Source organism: Echinicola strongylocentroti (assembly GCF_003260975.1).
In the GTDB taxonomy this organism is placed as follows: domain Bacteria; phylum Bacteroidota; class Bacteroidia; order Cytophagales; family Cyclobacteriaceae; genus Echinicola; species Echinicola strongylocentroti.
This window is the reverse complement of the sequence record NZ_CP030041.1, coordinates 2,961,765-2,982,074: the sequence shown is the minus strand read 5'-3', so window position 1 is coordinate 2,982,074 and position 20,310 is coordinate 2,961,765. Positions and strand designations below refer to the sequence as shown.

The following is a 20,310-nucleotide window of genomic DNA, read 5'->3' as shown; positions in this document are numbered from 1 at the left end:
GTTTTCCAGAGATCCGCAGGGACAAGCTATAAGGATTTCTAATGCGAAAACTGTGTTAAGCTCAGTTCGATTCTAAAATCGTCACTGCGAGGCTTAGGGGGGATTTAAGGGGTGGAAGCCGTGGCAGCTCGCCGCGGCGAGTTGCCACACCCTTTTCCAACCCACATCCTACTAAAAAGGGCCTGACTGGGCAGACAGGTTCGCATTGACGCTTTTAATACTTAAAATAAGTCGAGCTCAGGTTGTTAACCTCATTTCAGGTATAAATGCGGTAAATTTTTTTTAATCATCGTCAGTACTTTGGTTTAAAATTTGATGAGCTATTTGCCGTTGGCGTATTGTAGGTTTTACAGTGCGTTTTATTTTCGTAAATTCAAAACCAATTATAGCATATTGTTTATCACTAAATCAAAAATGAATATGAAAAAAATCGCCTACTTTTTAGCGGTCATGTTTTGCTTTGCTGCGTTTTCGCCAGCGGCCATGGCAGCACCCGTAAAAAAGGAAAAAGAAAAAACCGAATTGTCACCCGAGGAGGAAACTAGGCTTGCTGAGATCAATGAGCGGGTGGACGAAATCAAATCCATGGACTTTTCTGAAATGAGCAAAGACGAAATTAAAGATGTTCGTGATGAACTCAGAGGAATGAAAAAAGAAGCTAAAACCATGGGAGAAGGCATTTACCTTTCTGTAGGAGCTATCATCATCATCCTATTAGTATTGATCTTGGTAACTTAAAAAGGTATTGCATCCTGCAAAAAAGAGGCTGATTCACCGTTGGGAAAAATATACGGGATCAGCCTCTTTTGTATTTCTGAATTGGGTTTTTCATAATATACTGATTATCAGTATTGTTATCCCCGATTAGTTTATCAGCAGCTTAAATTAATAACCACTTCAATAATTACTTAAACCCGGAATATGCATTAGCCTATCTACGCCACGGCGCACAGGTGTTGCGACCTGAAACTGCTTCAAAATCAGCCGTTTCACTTTAGTTTTCGGCATAACCGTAGCGGTGCTACGCTAATGCCTCCAAACTAACTGATTTTCTTGCAATTTCAGCTCTCACTACGATTCCTAACGCATAATCCGGGTTTAATCCACTTACTGTTTTGTGGTGGGATTCTCATTCCTATCTGACATCGAGATGACGAACGATTGTCACTACATCTTCCCAAGAAGTCTCACTTAAAATAGGCTCGTTTTGTATTTCATCATCTCGAAAGTTATCCACAATGGCCGTGGAGCGCTCCTTACTGTCAGGATGTGAGCTGATCCAAGTAAAATACGTTACTGCTTCGTGATCATCCAAGGACATTTTATAGAGGAAATTGGCCAAATGCTCAGGACTGACTTGGGCATTTTTCATGTATTCGGCAGCTTTCATATCCGCTTCCCGCTCTTGATCACGGTCAAAGGCAGTAGAAGAAAGCAGCTTTGCTACCTCAGCGATCCCCGTTCCCGAACTTCCCGTCGTCAGCGAAACCAACACTGAAATGCCCACTTCTTTGGCCAGTTTCTTCATCACATGGTTTTGTTGGATATGGGCGATTTCATGACAGATCACCCCCGTCAGCTCCTCCTGTTTATCCACATTCTTGATCAAGCCTGTATAAAGCACCAAATACCCGTCTGGCATGGCGAAGGCATTGACCTCATCTTTTTTTAAGATCCGAAGCTTGATGTTATCCACATCGATGGCATTGGCATCACATATCACGCTGATGATACTGTCCATGGCGGTGCGTAAGGTATCATTGGTGACTTCATCGGATTCTCGCGAATAAAGTTCCCACAACTCCTCACCTAGCCTTTCTTCGAGCTTATCAGTGGATTCTTCCCATTTGAAGAGCTCTAGCCAATCTACCTGAGCTAGCAAAAACCATCCCATCAAAAATGACCCTACTACGACAATTCCTTGGAGAAATATATTGTTCTTCATGACTCCTTACAAATTTTATGGGTGAGACTTCCATATAGCCACCATTCGATGTGAATTCCTTTCCGAATCTGAATGGCGCTATAGATGGTCACTATAAATTCTGTAAGGTTCGCTAGCATGACCATAATCATATAAGCGATATACATATTGCTCAATTCAGTGTCTTTAAAAATCAATGAAAGTGTCCACCAAAACCCAATGGTGTTGATAATAAAAAGTGAAAACTGGGAAACTAAAGCTTGTGTGCAGTGCCAGCGCACAAAATAGGTTCCTTTTCGGTTACCTAAATAAAAGATCAGTGTGGCCAATAGGTTGATAATGGGCAGAGGTAATCCCGCAATCACCGCAATCAGGGACATCAAATAGCTGTTGGATGCTTTTTCGGCCTCGTGGTCGCTGGGTTTATAACTGAAATTGCCAATGTGTATCATATGCCTTTGTATATATTCCAAAACCAATTGATCAGCACTAGCACGGCCAATGGAATGGCCCGGACGGGATTTTTAAGCCAAATCTCGAATTGCTGATAACTTATCCACAAGGTGCTTTTACTTGAAATAACATCGTAGAGCAGCCAAGCTGGTCCTACCAATAATCCCAGCGCCACCACAAATCCAAGGGGGTTACTGAAAAAAGCACCACCAAAATCCCCATAGGCTATGGACACTACCGCACGAGTGGTGCCACAGGAAGGACACGGCACGCCAGTAACATTCTTGATAAGGCATACGGTAGGTCCATGGCTATGCTGCGCGGCAGACAGCAGTTGGTAACCCAACCAACCGTAGCCTGCAGCGAAAGCAATGGCCAAAAACGAATAAAGTTTATTCCTGTTCATTGGTGTCAGGGTTTGGAAGTGACTTTGACATAGAGGCCAATGCTTCTTTGAGTTTTATCCCGTTCTTTTCGCGAACGATACCTTGGATCATAAACCAATCTATGATCGCCCAAATACCCATTCCGCCACAAGTGAGTAATTTTAGTACTCCTAAACCTACGTCGCCTACCATAAAGCGGTCAATGCCCATTTGGCCACCTACCAGTGACACAACTTGTGTGCTGCTGGGGTCGTAAAACTGCAAGATTTGAATGCTCTGCCATGCAGAATCATCTAGTCGAATTAGATGTTCACGGATAAATGGTAGGTGATGGCTTTCAAAATATTTAGCATTCATCATCAGAAATAAATCTACTTTAGAAATGTCCATTTGTGTGTGTTATAAGTGATAGATCAAATTCAAAGAGTATGAGATGGGTCAATTGATTTAGTGTATGGCCTCTGAAATTTCGAAGCCCTATAAAAAAATGAATTTAGGTTTGATAAGAATTTGCTAATATAACACAAAACTCAAAAGGTAAAAAATCGTAAATGAATGACACAGGGAAATCGCTTTTATTGCGCCATGAAGTTATTTAATTTACTCCTCGTAAGTTTTTAGAAAATCCTTTACCTGTAGTGCTTTCCATAATACATAGGTGAGTGGAATCAGCCAAAAAATCTCGTTAAAGCCCAAATGGAATATCGTTCTTTTATTCCATCCGAGGATATCCACATAGGAAACCACAAACCAAATGGCAGAGATGAGCTTTCCCGCGATACCTATCATGGTAAGGTATATCCACGAAATGGGATAAAAAGCACTTAAAAATAACAAAAAGCCAATGATCAACACAAAGGTGCCATAAATGGTGGCGTCTGCAGGGATTGTTTGTTGAGGTGTCATCGCCAACCAGGATAGTAGCGGGTCTCCCATCCATCTAAAAAATGCTCCCCAGGCCACGGTCACCATCCCCGAAATGAGGATAACTCCCCGCATCGGCATGGTATAGCGGGGCATAGCTTGGTCGGTATTTGGCGGTGTATTTTGCATCTGCTGTTTGGGTAAGCATTGAGCTTACAAAACTAAGCTTTGGTCGGTAAAATCCCACTATCCGTAGCAGCCTTTTCAGACAATAGCATTTATATCTGTCGTTTATATTCACGTGCGTTACAGTTTAAGGTACAGGCGGTCACCTTCACCTTCTATATGATCCTCCGCCAAAGGCGGATTAGACAGCATGGCCAGTTGCTAACTCACAAAATTCTTTAATCTAAGCCATCCGCCATACTTGAGCAGCCAGGCGCGAAGGCTTTATCGAACGCCATGTTCACAGATGTCCTTGTTCTTTCAGACATTCTGGCCCGTAGGCTGGGACAGGATGCTACAGTTTCTAATGCACGAACTGGATTAACGTGCCAGCGGCACTGATGATAGCTATATACCTACACGAAAATTTTCCATATTAATATAACATCATCAATTTAATTAATTAATAACAATTCTATAATCAGAATTTTCGGTAGTTCTACCCCTTTAATGATACTTATCTAGTAACTAGTCATTGTTATCATTGTTAAGAATAAGTGCCCACTTTGAGCCACATAAGTGAAGTGACAGTGCGGCGAAAAGAAGAGATTCTCATCTATTGTTGCATTGGTTTTTAGTTATAATGATGATGTCATAAAATGAGTAAACACTACTAAAATTAATATAGCAAAATGAAAAAACTGCTTTTATCAAGCTTAATTGTGGCGGCCTCTTGGTCAGCTTTTGCACAAGAAACTGCCAAAGGAACGGTCTATGAAGACCTTAACAACAACGGCAAAAAAGACCGAAAAGAAGATGGAATAGCACAAGTAGCCGTTTCGAACGGGGTGGATGTCGTCCTGACGGACAAAAAAGGCCGGTACGAACTGCCAATAGGCCAAGATCAGATCATCTTTGTCATCAAACCGGCCGGCTACCAAGCTCCCGTAAATGAGCAAAACCTTCCTCAGTATTTCTACATTCACAAGCCTGAAGGTTCTCCTGAAATGGATTTTGAGGGAGTAGCACCCACTGGCAAGCTTCCAAAGAAAGTAGACTTCGGCCTGTTGCCCATTTCGGACAAGACGAATTTTACCGCGCTGATCTTTGGTGATCCACAGCCTTACACCATTGAGGAGATCAACCACTTTGACAATGGCGTAGTCTCAGAAGTAGAAGGCATTGAGGACATAGACTTTGGGTTGTCATTGGGAGATTTGGTTGGTAATGACTTGGATCTTTTTGATCCGTATATTGCAGCTACCGCCAAGGTGGGCGTCCCTTGGTACAATGTATTGGGAAATCATGACCTTAACTTCGATGCCAAGGAAGACCATCTAGCAGACGAAACGTTTGAAGCGCATTTTGGCCCGGCCAATTATGCCTTTAATCATGGCAAAGTTCACTTTATCGTATTGGACGACGTGATGTATCCTGACCCTCGGGATGGTAAGGGCTACTGGGGAGGTTTTCGTCCAGATCAATTGGAGTTTGTCAAAAATGATCTTAAGTATGTACCAAAGGACCACTTAATTGTTTTGGCTTTCCATATTCCATTGAGTGAGCCAAGTGGTGATCCATTTAACGATGAAGAACGCCAACAGCTGTTTGATCTGCTGAAGGATTATCCACATACGCTTTCACTTTCTGCCCATACCCACTTGCAGCGACAAGACTTCTTTTTTGAGAAGGACGGCTGGGGTCAAGAAAATCCACACCATCACTATAACGTAGGCACTACCTCTGGAGACTGGTACTCTGGTGAGCTCAATGAGAAAGGGGTCCCCAAGTCCACCATGCGAGATGGAACACCAAAAGGTTATGCATTCTTGGACATCACTGGAAATCAATATGAAGTAAGGTACAAGGTGGTGGACCAAAATGAAGACTATCAAATGGCCATTTTCGCACCGAAAGTGCTTGAAAAGGACAAACGTACCTCTGCTGGTATCTTTGTAAATTTCTTTATGGGTACTGCCGATGACGAAGTCCGCTACAGAATCGATGATGGCCCTTGGAAAAAAATGACCTATCTGGAGGAATATGACCCAAGCTACATGATGGATGTATATAAGTGGGACACCACCGAAGAGCTTCTGGATGGCAGACGACCTTCCAATCCTGTAAAAAGTACCCACCTGTGGCGTGCTGGAATAAATGCCAAACAGGATAAAGGGGTACACACTATCGAAGTGGAAGCAACCGATATGTTTGGCAAAAAACATTACGGTAAGAAGACTTATCACATTCGCTAATTTTTTAGATTTAGTTTGTAGCCGGAAAGCCCATTTGCTTTCCGGCTCTTTTTTATGGTTATGAAGGTGGTGAGGCTAAAGACTCAAAAGTGACGAACGGGTACCGAGTTGCTTCCCAGGTTGTTTCGACCAGCTGTGTTGCGGAACCTCTAAAATTGAGTTAAAAACTCCATTTTGTTGATGTGATAAGGAATCCAATTTATAGTATGCTCGCTACGTTTAATCAAATGGTGTGAAAGCCAAAAATGATCACCGAACTTCACCCTATTGTACTCTATGTGCCTAATGTGGTTCTCCCATAAGTTAGCTGTATTGCTCTACTTTTTTCGATATATTGGAATCTGATTATACGCTTTATTGCCGGCAGGTTTTATTTCTCACGGAACGCACTGAACACCTAGAATGAGATAAGGCTTTTCTGATATTTCCATGTTTTCTGTGAGCACCTATTTAATTTCCCTGTGATTAATGGTATCATTCCGGATAAACATATATTGGAATCCAAGTTCTTATTAAAATTGCCAAAAAGCTGAAATCAATAAAATTTGCTACCGATGGATTAAATCACTAATTCATTGAAAAATTGGCTAAACCGTTTTATCTTTTCACAAAATTCTCATTAACCCAAAATACCCCTAATGACAAACCTATGAACAGACGATTAGCCTTAAAACAACTCGCCATGGCGGCAGGTGGCCTGGCTCTGATTCCTTCCTGTGATTTCAGTGAGGAAAAAGTACTGGCCGCTTATGATGAGCTGCAGATCACTGAAAGTCAGCAGCAATTGCTCCAAAAACTGGTGGATACCATTATTCCTAAAACAGACCTCAAAGGTGCAACGGAGCTTGGTGTGCATAATTTTGTCTTAGTCATGGCCAATGACTGCATGAGCGCTGAAGAACAAAAACAATTCCTCGGTGGCCTGAAAGGATTTGATGATTATACCAAAAAGACGTCCGGTACCCGGTTTACCAAAATGGACAATGTAGAAGCAGAAAAAACTGTCAATGCCATTTTGGAAGACAAACCAACATCGGATGATGAAATGGCCACGAAATATTTTTTGCAAACCACCAAAAAATACACCATCCAAGGTTATTTGAATTCCGAATATGTGATGACCGAACTCATGCCCTTCCAGTTGGTGCCCGGGCCGGAGTTCAATGGAAAAAAAGAAATCGTACCAGGAGAAAAAGTGAACATCAATGGCTAATCTGAATATAAAAAGCAAACAAGAAAATACCTATGGAGCCATTGTGATTGGCTCTGGCATGAGTGGCGGCTTCGCTGCCAAAGAACTATGTGACAAAGGTGTCAAAACCTTGGTGCTGGAACGGGGAAGGAGCGTTATCCACAATAAAGATTACCCCACTACGAATATGATGCCGTGGGAATTTGAGCACCGCGGCCAAATGCCGGAAGACATCCAGCGGGAAAATCCTGTCGTCAGTCGCTGCTATGCATTCAGAGAGGATGCTGCGCACTTTTTCGTGAAAGATCAAGAGCATCCTTATATCCAAGAAAAGCCTTTTGACTGGATCAGGGGCTATCAGACGGGAGGAAAATCGCTGTTGTGGGCTCGTCAGGTCCAGCGCTGGAGTGATCACGACTTCGAGGGGCCGGCAAGGGATGGTTTTGCCGTTGATTGGCCGATCAGGTATAAGGACTTGGCACCTTGGTACAGTTATGTGGAAAAGTTTGTCGGCGTGGCCGGTTTTCATGATGGTATTCCACAGCTTCCGGATGGAGAGTTTTTGCCTGGAATCGAGTTGACTGCTGCAGAAGAATACTTTAAATCCGTCGTGGAGCAAAAATACCCTGGACGAAATGTCATCAGTGGCCGCTGTGCTCATATCACAGGGAACGCGGAATATTATGCAAAACAAGGTAGGGGAATCTGCCAGCACCGCACCATTTGCCAGCGTGGATGCCCTTTTGGTGGGTATTTCAGTTCGAACTCCGCATCACTTCCCTGGGCGCAACGTACCGGAAACCTGACCCTAAAAAATCACGCCGTGGTGCATTCCATTATTTATGACGATGCACAGCAAAAAGCCACGGGAGTGAGAGTAATCGATGCGAATACTAAAGAAGTAACAGAATACTTCGCACCGATTATTTTCGTCAACGCCAGTGCACTCAATACCAATTTGATACTGTTGAATTCTACGTCGAAGCGTTTTCCCAATGGGCTGGGCAATGACAATGGTTTGATGGGAAAATACGTTGCTTTTCACAATTACCGCGGTGGTGTATCAGGAGAATATGACGGTCTAAAAGAGTTTACCACAGAAGGAAAAAGGCCCACCAGCGGCTATATGCCGCGATTCAGGAATGTGGATAAACAAGAAACGAAGTTTCTAAGAGGATATGCAGCAGGCATCCATGGTAGCCGATCGAAGGATGTTAATTATAGCGGAACTGGAGCGGATTTAGTTAAAAACATGATGAATCCATCCTATGGTCCATGGAGGGTTGGCTCCCACATGATGGGCGAAACCATTCCGAAGGAAAGCAATTACGTCGCACTCGACACGGACCAAAAAGACGAATGGGGAATGCCCCAGCTCAAGGTCAATGTGGACTATGACCAAAACGACCTTGACATGATCCAGGATTACCGCGACCAGTTATCGGAGATGTTTGATGAAGCGGGATTTAAGAATATCCGCACTTGGGATGATGAACGTCGGCCAGGCTTGGACATCCACGAAATGGGCGGCGTCCGCATGGGGCATGATCCCAAGACATCCCTGCTCAACAAACACCACCAACTCCATACTTGTCCCAATGTCTATGTGACAGACGGCGCTTGCATGACATCCACCAGCACCCAAAACCCCTCGCTGACCTACATGGTTTTTGCAGCTAGGGCGGTGGACCATGCCTTGAAAAACCAAGGATAAATTTGTTGCGGGGTGTTCCTTTTTCCATTGAAGTGCCATAAGGGGCCTCCGTACCATTTTAGTTAAACTCGGGAATATGCATTAGGCTATGAATAGCAGCCTTAATGCATATTCCGAGCCAATTTGGGATGAGGTAAGAAGCTTATTGGAGACGCTAGAATGAGGTGAAAGCCATTAACTTACATGGGGATAATTCATCTTGCCCTGTTTTTATGAACAAGCTAGGCACTTTTATTGCTATTGTTTTATAGAATTAGACAAGTAATTTTATGATAGTCAGATCGATAATTCTTTTTTGTCTTGGGGTGTTGCCTTTGGTGGCTTCGGCCCAAGAACGAGTGGTGATAAACGACCCTAGTATTCAGTTTAGCTATGTCAAACCCAGTGGCTGGGAGGTGAAGGACGATGGCTATACTTATGAGGTGTACGCCCCTAATTCGAGCGGTGCGTATGTGTCCTTCACTTATGTGCAACGGCCCCAAGGAGATGATTATGTAGAGTCTCTCGGTGACAAACCGGCTTTTAAGGAGGATTTTAATTTTGAGCTGTTGTACAATGTGGCCGAAGACGTTGAGGATTTCAAGGTGATAGAACGGGGGAAAACCAAAATAGATGGCGCTACTGCTCTTTGGGCAAAATTTCAGTCCCTTAGCGGTGAGCAAGAGTGGATAAGTTACTTTTATATGTACCCAAAGTTAGGGCAAAATTTTAAGATCATGACGACAGCTCCTTTAGCTGCTGCCGAAAATCTCCAAGAGGATTTTGAGAAACTCATCGCCACCTTTGAAGCAAAGAAAAGGTAGTCCTTCTGGACAAGGTTTTCCCGTCTCTTTTGTTAGATTGAAGTATTCGTCAGTACTTCTGTCAGTTTTTCCAAGTCTTCCTGCATATGGTAGGCCGAGAGGATGATGCGATCCACGGGTGGATCTTCGGGTCTCGGATAGGAAAAAGAAGAAATCATGATGCCTGCTTCCAGTAATTTAGGAGACCAGCCGTTATTTTTGAAGGTGATCACAGGGAAACGAGGATCGTACCTTAGCTGATCCGAGGAATTATTGATTAGTTTAAAAAAATATTCCATGTTAGCTTGAAGAAGTGATTGCTGCTGCTTGTAGATCTTCCCAGCCTGCAAGAATGCTTGACAGTAACCAGGCGCAGCTGGTGATGCTCCCCGGAAGATGGCACTGTTTTTTACCTTCCCGATAAATTGCGCATCTCCCAATACAATGCCCGCAGGAATGGCCAGTCCCTTACCAAGTGAACCTGCCACGATCAAATGTGCCGGGAGGGACTTCCACTGGCTGTAGGTGCCGTATATGCCTTTTCCAAGCAGTCCAAAAGCATGGCTGTCATCCACCAGCAAATAATAGGTATTTGCTGGTGACAGGTCTTTTACCCAGTCAAAATCATGAATGGCCGGCAGGATAGTATCCACTGCATTGGAGAGAATGGCGATGGTCTGGCCTTTTACCTGATGGCTCTTCTGGATGCATTCGTTAGCAAATTCGTGAAAGGATTGTTCTGGATCTGGCTGATAGTTGGCAGGAAGGATAGCCGGATGGGCATCAGGGGCCGCCCATACCGTGTGGGCCATTTCGCAGAGCAAGGTCTGCGTAAGGTAGCCAGCCATGAAGCCACTACTGAGCAAAGCAGCATATGGAGCTCCAGCTCCAGAAGCAAACTGCTGCTCCAGCTCCTCGTACACTTCCAGCTGGACATTGCTAAACCGGCTAGCCCCGTGATTGGGGCCGTATTGTTGGATGCCTTGGATAATGAGCTGTTCGAATTGCGGCACACTGCCCATTCCCAAATAGGCAGTGCCGCTGAAATAGCGGTAGTCCTTTCCCTGCCAAGGAATAAGCCGACCGATTTTGTGAGGTATGGGGTGGTGCTGCATATGGTTTTGGAAGGAAATTTTATGGTTATCGTAGTAGCGCCATGCCGCTCTAATGCATGTTTCGGGTTTTAGGCTGGTGAAATCAGATCAGTTCAGCACCAATGCCTGGTCCTTCTGGGAAAGTGACTTTTCCGGGTTCGATATGGACGCCTGTGGCAATGTCCTTGGCGAGCAGCATGGCCCCGTCCATGTCTACATAATCCAGTAGTGGTGCGATATGGGCAATGGCCGTTACGCCCACAGAAGATTCTGTCATACAGCCTACCATGGTCTGCATGCCCAGCTCCTTGGCCTGATAGAGCATCCTCAATCCCGGTGTGATGCCTCCTGCCTTGACCAGCTTGACATTGATGCCGTGAAAGAGACCGTGGCATTTTTTGACATCTGATTCCACGATGCAGCTTTCATCTGCGATGACAGGCAACTTGCTGTGCTCATATACTTTCTTCATTCCTTCCAAGTCGTCTTTGGCCAGTGGCTGCTCCATAAATTCCACTTGGAGTTTTTTCAGTTCATGGGAGTATTCGATGGCCTGTTCTGCCGTCCAAGCACAATTCGCATCGATGCGAAAAATAGCCTTGGTGTGTTTGCGCAGCTCACGTACGATCTCCAGGTCATGGTCTGTGCCCAGCTTAATTTTATAAAGTGGCCAGTCCAGCTCCCTCATTTTTTCCACCATTTTGTCGGTTTCGGCGATACCAATGGTGAAGTTGGTCGTCGGGATGTCCAGCGGATCCAGCTTGAGGTATTCATAGAGCTTTACGTCCATCTTTTTGGTGAACAGGTCCCAAGCAGCCAAGTCCAGCGCACATTGGGCAAATGGATTATGGGCAAAGATTTCTTTACACTGTTCCCATAGCTTTTCGGGCGTTTCCCAGTCACCTGCTTCGACGATCGGCCGGGCATTTTCCAGTGCCTCCGTCATATTTTCGACCGTCATGCCGTAAAAAGGATTGGTAGTGGACTCACCAAGACCATATCGCTCACCATCTGTGAGACGGACGATAAGCGTTTCCTGCACATCACGACTTTGATGGGCGATGGTAAAGGTGTGTTTCAGTGGCAATTGCTTGATCAATATCTCTAGTTTCATTGGGCTGTGGGTTTTTTTATAGTTGCTACTATTAACGTGGCTTGAGTTTGTCCTGCTTACGATAGAATCCATTCCGAAGGCTAAAGCGAAGCGGTTGGTTTTGTCCACCGCTGCGGATTAGGTCGCAATACCTGTGTACCGTGGCGTAAATAGGCTAGCGCATATTCTAGGTTCAATATAATTAGAAGGGGATACTTCTGCACAAGAACTCAAAACACGTGGTGGTCATGGTTGTTATTTTTGTATTCGAATCAAAATATGCTTGAAGTTTATTATTTTGATTGACATTAAAAAGTGAATAGTGAATTCTGACAATAGTTTTGGCACCTTGTGAAAGAAAAATCCCTGAAATCAGTGAGCCAAGGGAGAGAATTGAAGGGCAATTTTGGAAAAGGAAAATTTAAATAGACCAAAGATATGGATCAATTATACAGGAAACGTGGGAGCATTATAACACTGGTAAGCATAGGGCTTTCCTTGTGCTTGTTTGCATGCAAGCAGCCCCAAGAGCGCAAAAAAAGTCTCCAGCCCGAAGTACTGGAAAAGGCATTTGAGCATTATAAAGAGGCTGCTATCACCCATCGGAGGTTTAAGCATGCGGACTTGCAGCCGCTGATCGAGAAGCATGCCGGGACGTTTGACGTGACGGATCTTGGACAGTCCGTGGAGGGGCGGGCTATCAGACAGCTCGCTTATGGAAGCGGAGAGACCAAGGTGCTGCTGTGGTCTCAGATGCACGGGGATGAAAGCACGGCCACGATGGCGCTTTTTGACTTGTTTAACTTCCTTGAAGGCAGTGGTGATGATTTTGACCCAATCCGAAAAGCCATTCGTGATCAATTGACACTGCATTTTATCCCTATGGTCAACCCAGATGGAGCGGAGAGATTTACCCGCCGCAATGCCTATGGCATTGACCTGAACCGGGATGCCATCAAGGAAGTATCTCCAGAGGCCAAGCTCCTCAAAGGTGCTCGGGAGGAGTTTGAGGCCGATTTTGGCTTTAACCTTCACGATCAGCAGATTTATTATAATGTGGAGCAAACCCCTAAACCTGCTACGATTTCGGTATTGGCACCTGCTTATAATTACAAGACGGAAGTGAACGACGTCCGTGCCAAGGCCATGCAGGTGATCGTGGGCATGAACAGAATCCTCCAAAAAGTCACCCCCGGCCAGGTGGGCAAGTATAACGATGCCTTTGAGCCGAGAGCGTTTGGTGATAATTTCCAAAAGTGGGGCACGAGCACCATCCTGATCGAGTCTGGGGGCTATCCTGACGACCCTGATAAGCAATACATTCGCCAGCTGAACTTTATGATTATCCTGAATGCCCTCTATGAAATTGCCATGGAGGAGTATACCCGCTATGCTGTGGAGGACTACTTTCGCATTCCAGATAATGACAATATGCTGATGGACTTGCTCCTGAAAAATGTAACCATCGCTGATGCCAATGGCCAATATCAGTTGGATTTAGGAATCAAGCGGCGTAATGTGGAGACGGGCAAGGGAGATTATCATGTGCGGGGGAGCTTGGATGATGTGGGCGACCTGTCGGTGTACTACGGATATAAGGAGTTTGATGCCAGCGGAATGGTGCTGAAAGAAGGCAAAGTGGCCGAGGAGACGTTGGATTCACTTAGCAGTATTACTCCTGAAAAGGCCCTTGAGCTGCTGAGAGCTGGAAACTTGGCGGTTAGGGTAAAGTATGCACCTGAAGAGGCACTGCATGAGTTGCCCATCCTGGTTTTTGCTGAGCAGGACAGCATTCCCAGCGGTACCACGACAGGTAGCGCTGCCAATTTTTTCCTGGAAAGTAACGGTCAGCGGACCCATGCCATAGTCAACGGCTACCTGATCAATTTACAAAAACCAATGGTGAAGGGACTGAAGCAGCGGGTGTGGTGGTAGCGCAGTCCACGAATTACACGGATTTACATAGATTTAACCTTTTTGTGTCAGGGCTGTTACCAAGCTTTCTTAAGCCTATGTTAAAGGTTTGGTGGATACTCTGTAGCAAGCTTCCCTTGAAATCACTGAATAGGTGGATTTGAGTTAAAAACTCAATGCTAGTGGTTCCGCAGCATAGCTGTCGGAACAACGGTTCCCTCTGCTGTCGCTGCGTCAGGACAAAGGCATTTAGAAAAATGTCCTTTTAGGGTGCAGATGGTCACCTGTACTTTCTATATGATCCTCCGTCAAAGGCGGATTAGACAACATGCGTAGTTGCTGACTACAAAAGCCATATTCTTTTTACCTATATAATCCACCTCCTATATTTGGACAGGCAGGCGCGAAGGTTGTTTGACCTCCAAATCTTACACATTAAGCTCTTCTCTACATTCGCCGGGATAGGCTACTTCGATTCCTAATGCACCAATCGGGGTATAGTGCCAGCGGCACGATGAATTTTGTAACCTGCGGATTCATCCGCAGGAGGTTAAGGTTTCCTCACCCTCCAGAAGGAGTGCCAGCGGCACGGATGATACCTACCCTGTACAAAAAATGTTTCCTTTCAAAACACTAAATGCGATTGCCTTGGCCGCTAGGTAAACCGAACTAGTTCGTCCACATACCCTAACTTCTTAATACCTAAATGCTTCAAGCCGAAACTATTAATTGATATAAAAATTTGCGCAGTTAAATGATTGCGTTTATATTAGCAGTCAAATAGCTGCATTTATGGAACTACGAAGAGATGTATTTCAGGCCATTGCCGATCCCACGCGGAGGGCAATCATTATGTTGGTGGCGATTCAGGCCATGACACCTAGTGCTATCGCGGGGAACTTTGATTCCTCCAGACAGACCATTTCTAAGCATATCCAGATCCTTACCGAGTGTGAATTGCTGGAGCAGGAGCAGTCCGGTAGGGAAATCTATTACCAGCTGAACCCAGAAAAGCTGAAAACCATCGCTGATTTTATTGCGCCCTTTCGGCAGTTTTGGGATGAGAAGTTCAATAAACTGGAGGCCGTAATGAAAAACTATCAACCTAAAAAAGATAGTGACTGATATTCTCAGTTGTACGATAATAACTAACCATAAAACTTAACCACTAAACTTACCATGGCACTCAAGACAAACGTACATGCAGAAGATGGCAAGCAGGAAATTCTTATTACGCGGGAATTTGACCTTCCGTTGGACTTGCTTTTCAAGGCATATATGGAACCTGAAATCGTGGAACAATGGATGGGCACCAAGGTGCTAAAGCTCGAAAACAGGACGCATGGCAGCTACCACTTTGAGACCACAGATCCAATGGGCAATAAGCACGGCTTTCATGGTACGATCCATGATTTTGTCATCAATGAGAAGATCACGCGAACCTTCGAAATGGAGAATGCAGATTTTGGCGCCCAGTTGGAGTTTTTGGAGTTTGAGTCACTCCATGAGGGCACTAGCAAACTCAGCATGCATGTCATCTACCGCTCGGTAGCCATCAGGGACAAAATCCTCCAGCTCCCCTTCGTCCAAGGCATCAATATGGCACACGACCGATTGGAGGAAGTTCAGAAGAGTAGTAAATGACTAGTAGTGAGACGTGAGATATGAAATCCTTAGGTGGAGTAATGTTGGGACAAAGAAAAAACCGGGGATTAACTGTAAAAAATACCCAACCATTTTTCTTCGGACCACGCTGTATAGACGGTCTATCAGGAAGCGTGCAAAAAATGGGTGAACTTAGAGAACGTACTGATTAAACTAAAAATCATGAAGAAACGGAACAGGATTATCTATTGGATTGCCACCGTTTGGCTGGCATTGGGGATGGTGTCGACGGGCATTGTCCAGTTGATACAGATGGAGGAGGAAGTGCAGATGATGGAACACTTGGGCTATCCTGTGTACTTACTTACGATATTGGGCATATGGAAAATGCTGGGTACGGTGGCCATTTTGATCCCTAAATTTCCATTAGTGAAAGAATGGGCATATGCAGGTTTTTTCTTTGCGATGTCAGGAGCAGTGTGTTCGCACCTGGCCGTTGGTGATGAACCTATTACACTTTTTGGACCTCTACTTTTGGTAGCATTAACGGTTATTTCTTGGTATTTTAGACCTGAAGAGAGGAAAACTATTGCAGTAGCTCGCAAAGCTATCACCAAATAATCACGATGCATATGGACAAGCCCAAAGATGTAAATTCATATATAGCCAATGCCACCGAGGAGGCTCGATCGGTCATGGATGAACTGAGAAGAATCATAAAATCTGCCATGCCCGAAGCAGAAGAAGGTATCAGTTGGAATGTGCCCATATACAAATACCATGGGATATTGGTCGGGTTTTCTGTGGCCAAGCAGCATGTAAGCTTCGGGGTGGATTCGCTACAGGAAGAGGATCGAAAGGTCCTTAAAGAATTAGGTTATAAAACCGGTAAAAAAACGATACAGATTAAGTTTGACCAAGAGGTGCCTTCAGCAATAATAAAACGCCTAGTACTTGCTCAAGCTGAAATTAATGAACTATAAATCAAGAACCGATGAACCCAAAAGTTGATTTTTTCTTTGATAAAGACACCAAATGGAAGGAAGCGTACGGCCAATTGAGGAAGATAGCGCTTGAATGTGGACTCACGGAAGAGCTGAAGTGGGGTGTGCCGTGTTACACTAGTCCATCTGGCAAGACAGGAAAGCAAGCCAACGTGGTATTGATCCATGGATTTAAGGAGTACTGTGCGCTGCTTTTTCATAAGGGAGCCTTGCTTAAGGATACGGATGGTCTGCTGATCCAGCAGACAGATAATGTGCAGGCGGCCCGGCAGATCCGGTTTACCAATGTTCAGGAAATCGTGAACCATCGGTCGGCACTGAAAGCATATATCTACGAAGCCATTGAGGTCGAGAAGGCTGGGCTGGAAGTAAAGCTCAAGAAGACAAAAGAGTTTAGCCTGCCTGATGAATTTAAGGAATATTTGGAGGACCGCCCTGAGCTGAAAGCGGCTTTTGAAAAGCTGACCCCGGGGAGGCAGCGGGGGTACTTGCTCCATTTTTCCCAAGCCAAACAGTCCAAGACCAAAGTGTCCCGGATTGAGAAAGCCATTCCAAGGATCTTTGATGGCTTGGGTTTAAATGATTAGAAGAGAGGGTGAAGAGGTGAAAATCACCGCGGAATTTAGCACAAAAAATAGTCGCCCAATGAATAAAGACCATCCTCAAGCAGGCTGCGCAGAGAAAAGCTCAGCTGGATCAAGAGCGGCGATGAGACGTTAGACTTTGAGGTATGACTTTACGGTGGCAGGGAAGTTTTTGTACCGTAAAATAGCCCCGATGGAAATGACCAACAATATGGCCACGCACCAATACACCCACGATGGAATGGGCACGGGGTCGCCTTTGGCGTAGGAGTGCAAGCCAGAAAGGTAATAGTTGACCCCGAAGGATGTCATGACAATGGAGGCAAATGCCCATAGACTGGCCAGCTGGTAGACCATGAAGTTTTTTAGTCCTGGAATCAACCTCAAATGAAGCACACTGGCATACACGAGAATGGAAATCAGCGCCCAAGTTTCCTTTGGGTCCCAAGCCCAGTAGCGTCCCCAGCTTTCATTGGCCCAGACGCCGCCCAAGAAGGTGCCGATGGTGAGCAAAAACAGCCCAATGGTAATGGCCATTTCATTGACAATGGTCAGCTCCAGCAGGCTTCTCCACCAGTTGGCAAGGGGGCTTTTCGGGGAGAAAATCAGCAAAATCATGCTGAGCAAGGCCATGACAGCGGCGAGTGCCAAGGGTGCGTAGCTGCTTACGATGATCGCCACATGGATCTTGAGCCAGTAGGAATGCAGCACAGGCATGAGGTTGGTGATCTCCGGATTGAGCCATTCCAGAAAGGCCACGAATAGCAATGTACCCGAAAATAGCAGTCCTAGTGGTACTGTAAACCTGGACTTTCGTGAAAAGAGCAGCCCGAAAAGCAAAACTCCCCAGCCCACAAATACGAGCATTTCGAATCCATCACTCCAAGGAGGATGCTGCGCAATGTACCAGCGGAGACCTAGATGAAAGGTGAAGGCAAGCATGCCCAACCCACTCAATACCATTCCTGCTCTCCAGAGCCTTTTGGTCCACTTGTTTTCGGTAAAAGTCTGCCAGATGGCTATTACCATCATGAAAATCCCCAGCAACCAGAATACGCCAAACAGCCGATTGCCAAGGCTGAGTTTATTATAAAAACGCTCGGCCTGTAACCGGCTGTCAGAGGGATAGACCGCTTCGCCTGCTTTGCGCTGGTACAAGTCGATGTATTCGAGGGACTCATTGGCTTTTTGCCAATTATCAGTTTCCAGCCCTTGCTGTAGTCCCTCTAGATAAATTCCGGTAATATAACGGACAAATTGTATATCCTCTTCCGGGAAGTTTTGGGTGGAATTGTCCCGGGTAAACCAAGTGTGGTTTTCATCCAGCCGGTTGGGGAAGAGCTTGAGAAAATCACCGGATAGCAGTCCGAAGAAAATATTAAATCGCTCATCTACTTTGAGGAGTTCATTGTCGCCTTCATTTCTCTCGGATGGTTTGAGGAGATTGGCTTTTTCTACCATGGTCTGCAACTTATACTGACCTTCATCATCCACAAAATCCAAAAAACTCACTTTGCCCGAAGGGGGCAATTTCAAGGCCTCATAGATATGAAGGCCTTTTTGTTCATCGATATTGATGATCGGAAGGCTACCCATCATTTCTGGGTACATCTGCATGGCCAGCAGAAATTGCTCTGGGCTTAGTTCCAGCTGTCCTTCGTCCAGTGCGATGGAGGACTTGCCGTTCAGTTTACGGATGATTTCATTGGCCAGAGTGCCCAATGGTTTCATTCTGCCGTCCAAATCCTGAACGACCAATTGCCCATAGCGGTTGGCCTGCGTTTCAGGCACCACCCATTCCGCCGTTTTGGACATTTCCTGAGCGATACTGGCACCACTCACGAAGACCAGCAGCAGGGTTGCGACGTTTTTGATTTTTTGGAGGTGCTTGTTAAGGTACTGAAAGCGGCTGTTGAGTGTAAAAAGGGTGAAGAACATCCCCAAGCCAAGCAGGAAATAGCCGATATAGGTCAATGTACTGCCCAGTTTATCCTGATTGATGGAGAGTACTGTCCCCTGCTCATCCGTGTCGTAAGAGGCTTGGTAGAAGCGGTAGCCACCGTGATCGAGTACATTGTTCATATATATCCTAAAATCAAAGGATTGCTGCCCATCTTCCACAATTAGCTCACTGGCATAGCTGGAGGGGCTCTGGCTACCAGGATAGCGTTGCATATCAAAGTGCTTCAAGTACAAAGAAAAAGGCAACTGCTGGGCTTTAGGTCCGTAGGTAAATTGGTAGTTTTTACCTTGATAAGTGAAGTGGTTCCATGTGGGGTTAAGCTTTACCAGTTGTACGTGGTTCTTTTGGAGGAGATTTCCGGTTTTGTCCAGTACTTCTAAGGTCACCACATCGGGGAGCTGCTCGGCCAGTTTCGGATCTTTTTCTTCCCTATAGGCCAGTTGGCTGTCTTCATGTGTAGCCTTGATGAGGAAAGCGCCATTTTCCCATTGGTAGAGACTCCGCAGCTTAAGGGGCTTGGTTTCCCCAGCATGGAGGACGCCTAGGTTTTGGTTGCTCATCTGCATGACTTGGAGGTGCACATCAGTGCTGATCATCCAGCTGCTGTCACCTTTATAGATTTTGATGGGGTGGGCTGCTTGTGGTTGGGTGGCCAGGTGAAGCTCCTTCATGGGGAGGCTTTTGCCGATGGGCAAGATGATATCTTCTCGGCCTTCGCCTAGGGTGAGGGCAATGTCCAGGTAATCCTCCTCTCCTTTTTGAAATGTTGGACGGCCGTGAGGAATAAAATCGCTGATCCGGATTTTCAGGCCATCGCTATTGGGCAAAGCTACTTCTTGTGGGCGGAATGTTTGACTGGTGAGCTTGAAGGGTTTTTGAAAATGCAGTGAATTGTTCGGATCGTTTTGTTGTACCTGTAAGTATTTTTCTTGGGTATAGTAAACATTTTGGGCTTGCCCTTCTCGGATATGAATGGTGCCCGTATGGCTAAAATACCGGGTAATGCCCGCACCAATGATCACCACAATAAAGGCCACATGAAATAGTCCGATAGGCCATTTTTGACGGCTAAACAAACCATACCTTTTGATATTGGCGATGAAGTTGACGGCGAGCAGGACCATGACCATTTCAAACCACCACGATTCGTAGATAACGGCCCAGGCTACCGCCGTACCAAAGTCATTTTCCATAAATGTGGCCACTGCCATGGCGGTGGCAAAAGTAAGCAGTAAAAGAAGCATGAACTTGCTTGATACCAGCAACTTTAAAAATCGCATAGAGAAGTAATTACTTTAGCAATGGTATAATGGGTTTT

19 protein-coding genes are annotated in these 20,310 nt (G+C 45.4%); 11 read left to right on the top strand and 8 right to left on the bottom strand.

Going from position 1 to position 20,310, the window contains the following annotated elements:
- The first annotated feature begins 420 nt into the window (after positions 1–420).
- The gene (locus DN752_RS11550; protein ID WP_112786514.1) at positions 421–738 is read left to right on the top strand and encodes a hypothetical protein; all 318 of its coding nucleotides are present in this window, start codon (positions 421–423) and stop codon (positions 736–738) included.
- A gap of 397 nt (positions 739–1,135) precedes the next feature.
- Here DN752_RS11550 and DN752_RS11545 read toward each other — a convergent pair whose 3' ends face one another.
- The 5 genes from DN752_RS11545 to DN752_RS11525 all read right to left on the bottom strand — a co-directional run bounded on the left by DN752_RS11545 (position 1,136) and on the right by DN752_RS11525 (position 3,816).
- A complete protein-coding gene (locus DN752_RS11545; RefSeq protein ID WP_112784086.1) occupies positions 1,136–1,945 on the bottom strand; it encodes a M48 family metallopeptidase in 810 nt (269 codons plus the stop codon).
- Positions 1,942–2,376 (bottom strand): DUF4870 domain-containing protein, encoded by a 435-nt coding sequence (locus tag DN752_RS11540; protein ID WP_112784085.1) that lies wholly within the window; start codon positions 2,374–2,376, stop codon positions 1,942–1,944. The genes DN752_RS11545 and DN752_RS11540 overlap by 4 nt, the downstream gene beginning before the upstream one ends.
- Entirely contained in the window at positions 2,373–2,783 is a 411-nt protein-coding gene (locus DN752_RS11535) for a DUF2752 domain-containing protein (protein WP_112784084.1), read from the bottom strand. The genes DN752_RS11540 and DN752_RS11535 overlap by 4 nt, the downstream gene beginning before the upstream one ends.
- Positions 2,770–3,153 carry a TM2 domain-containing protein gene (locus tag DN752_RS11530; RefSeq protein ID WP_112784083.1) on the bottom strand — a complete coding sequence of 128 codons (384 nt, stop codon included), beginning with the start codon at positions 3,151–3,153 and terminating at the stop codon, positions 2,770–2,772. Before DN752_RS11530 ends, DN752_RS11535 begins: the two co-directional genes overlap by 14 nt.
- Before the next feature lie 210 nt (positions 3,154–3,363).
- On the bottom strand, positions 3,364–3,816 hold the full coding sequence (locus DN752_RS11525) for a hypothetical protein (protein WP_112784082.1): 453 nt from the start codon (positions 3,814–3,816) through the stop codon (positions 3,364–3,366).
- 668 nt (positions 3,817–4,484) lie between these two features.
- Between DN752_RS11525 and DN752_RS11520 the strand changes: the two genes are divergently transcribed.
- The 4 genes from DN752_RS11520 to DN752_RS11505 all read left to right on the top strand — a co-directional run bounded on the left by DN752_RS11520 (position 4,485) and on the right by DN752_RS11505 (position 9,756).
- Complete coding sequence (locus tag DN752_RS11520) at positions 4,485–6,047, top strand: calcineurin-like phosphoesterase C-terminal domain-containing protein (protein ID WP_112784081.1); 1,563 nt, start codon at positions 4,485–4,487, stop codon at positions 6,045–6,047.
- 649 nt (positions 6,048–6,696) lie between these two features.
- Complete coding sequence (locus tag DN752_RS11515) at positions 6,697–7,260, top strand: gluconate 2-dehydrogenase subunit 3 family protein (RefSeq protein WP_112784080.1); 564 nt, start codon at positions 6,697–6,699, stop codon at positions 7,258–7,260.
- The gene (locus tag DN752_RS11510; protein ID WP_112784079.1) at positions 7,253–8,953 is read left to right on the top strand and encodes a GMC oxidoreductase; all 1,701 of its coding nucleotides are present in this window, start codon (positions 7,253–7,255) and stop codon (positions 8,951–8,953) included. Before DN752_RS11515 ends, DN752_RS11510 begins: the two co-directional genes overlap by 8 nt.
- A gap of 269 nt (positions 8,954–9,222) precedes the next feature.
- The gene (locus DN752_RS11505) at positions 9,223–9,756 is read left to right on the top strand and encodes a hypothetical protein (protein WP_162633195.1); all 534 of its coding nucleotides are present in this window, start codon (positions 9,223–9,225) and stop codon (positions 9,754–9,756) included.
- Positions 9,757–9,788: 32 nt separating this feature from the next.
- Here DN752_RS11505 and DN752_RS11500 read toward each other — a convergent pair whose 3' ends face one another.
- Entirely contained in the window at positions 9,789–10,850 is a 1,062-nt protein-coding gene (locus DN752_RS11500; protein ID WP_112784077.1) for an aminotransferase class I/II-fold pyridoxal phosphate-dependent enzyme, read from the bottom strand.
- An 82-nt stretch (positions 10,851–10,932) separates the two neighbouring features.
- Positions 10,933–11,943, bottom strand: coding sequence for a dipeptide epimerase (locus DN752_RS11495; protein ID WP_112784076.1), 1,011 nt, complete (start codon positions 11,941–11,943; stop codon positions 10,933–10,935).
- Positions 11,944–12,360: 417 nt separating this feature from the next.
- Here DN752_RS11495 and DN752_RS11490 point away from each other — a divergent pair, with 417 nt between their 5' ends.
- The 6 genes from DN752_RS11490 to DN752_RS11465 all read left to right on the top strand — a co-directional run bounded on the left by DN752_RS11490 (position 12,361) and on the right by DN752_RS11465 (position 17,032).
- Positions 12,361–13,857: a M14 family metallopeptidase gene (locus DN752_RS11490; protein ID WP_112784075.1), complete on the top strand. Its 1,497-nt coding sequence runs from the start codon at positions 12,361–12,363 to the stop codon at positions 13,855–13,857.
- Positions 13,858–14,628: 771 nt separating this feature from the next.
- The gene (locus DN752_RS11485; RefSeq protein WP_112784074.1) at positions 14,629–14,961 is read left to right on the top strand and encodes an ArsR/SmtB family transcription factor; all 333 of its coding nucleotides are present in this window, start codon (positions 14,629–14,631) and stop codon (positions 14,959–14,961) included.
- 54 nt (positions 14,962–15,015) lie between these two features.
- Positions 15,016–15,480, top strand: coding sequence for an SRPBCC domain-containing protein (locus DN752_RS11480; RefSeq protein ID WP_112784073.1), 465 nt, complete (start codon positions 15,016–15,018; stop codon positions 15,478–15,480).
- A gap of 183 nt (positions 15,481–15,663) precedes the next feature.
- Entirely contained in the window at positions 15,664–16,062 is a 399-nt protein-coding gene (locus DN752_RS11475) for a DoxX family protein (protein WP_112784072.1), read from the top strand.
- Between the two features lie 11 nt (positions 16,063–16,073).
- A complete protein-coding gene (locus tag DN752_RS11470) occupies positions 16,074–16,424 on the top strand; it encodes an iron chaperone (RefSeq protein ID WP_245949513.1) in 351 nt (116 codons plus the stop codon).
- An 11-nt stretch (positions 16,425–16,435) separates the two neighbouring features.
- The gene (locus tag DN752_RS11465) at positions 16,436–17,032 is read left to right on the top strand and encodes a YdeI/OmpD-associated family protein (protein ID WP_112784070.1); all 597 of its coding nucleotides are present in this window, start codon (positions 16,436–16,438) and stop codon (positions 17,030–17,032) included.
- Between the two features lie 129 nt (positions 17,033–17,161).
- Here DN752_RS11465 and ccsA read toward each other — a convergent pair whose 3' ends face one another.
- Positions 17,162–20,236, bottom strand: coding sequence for a cytochrome c biogenesis protein (gene ccsA, locus DN752_RS11460; protein WP_317048531.1), 3,075 nt, complete (start codon positions 20,234–20,236; stop codon positions 17,162–17,164).
- Positions 20,237–20,310 lie beyond the last annotated feature (74 nt).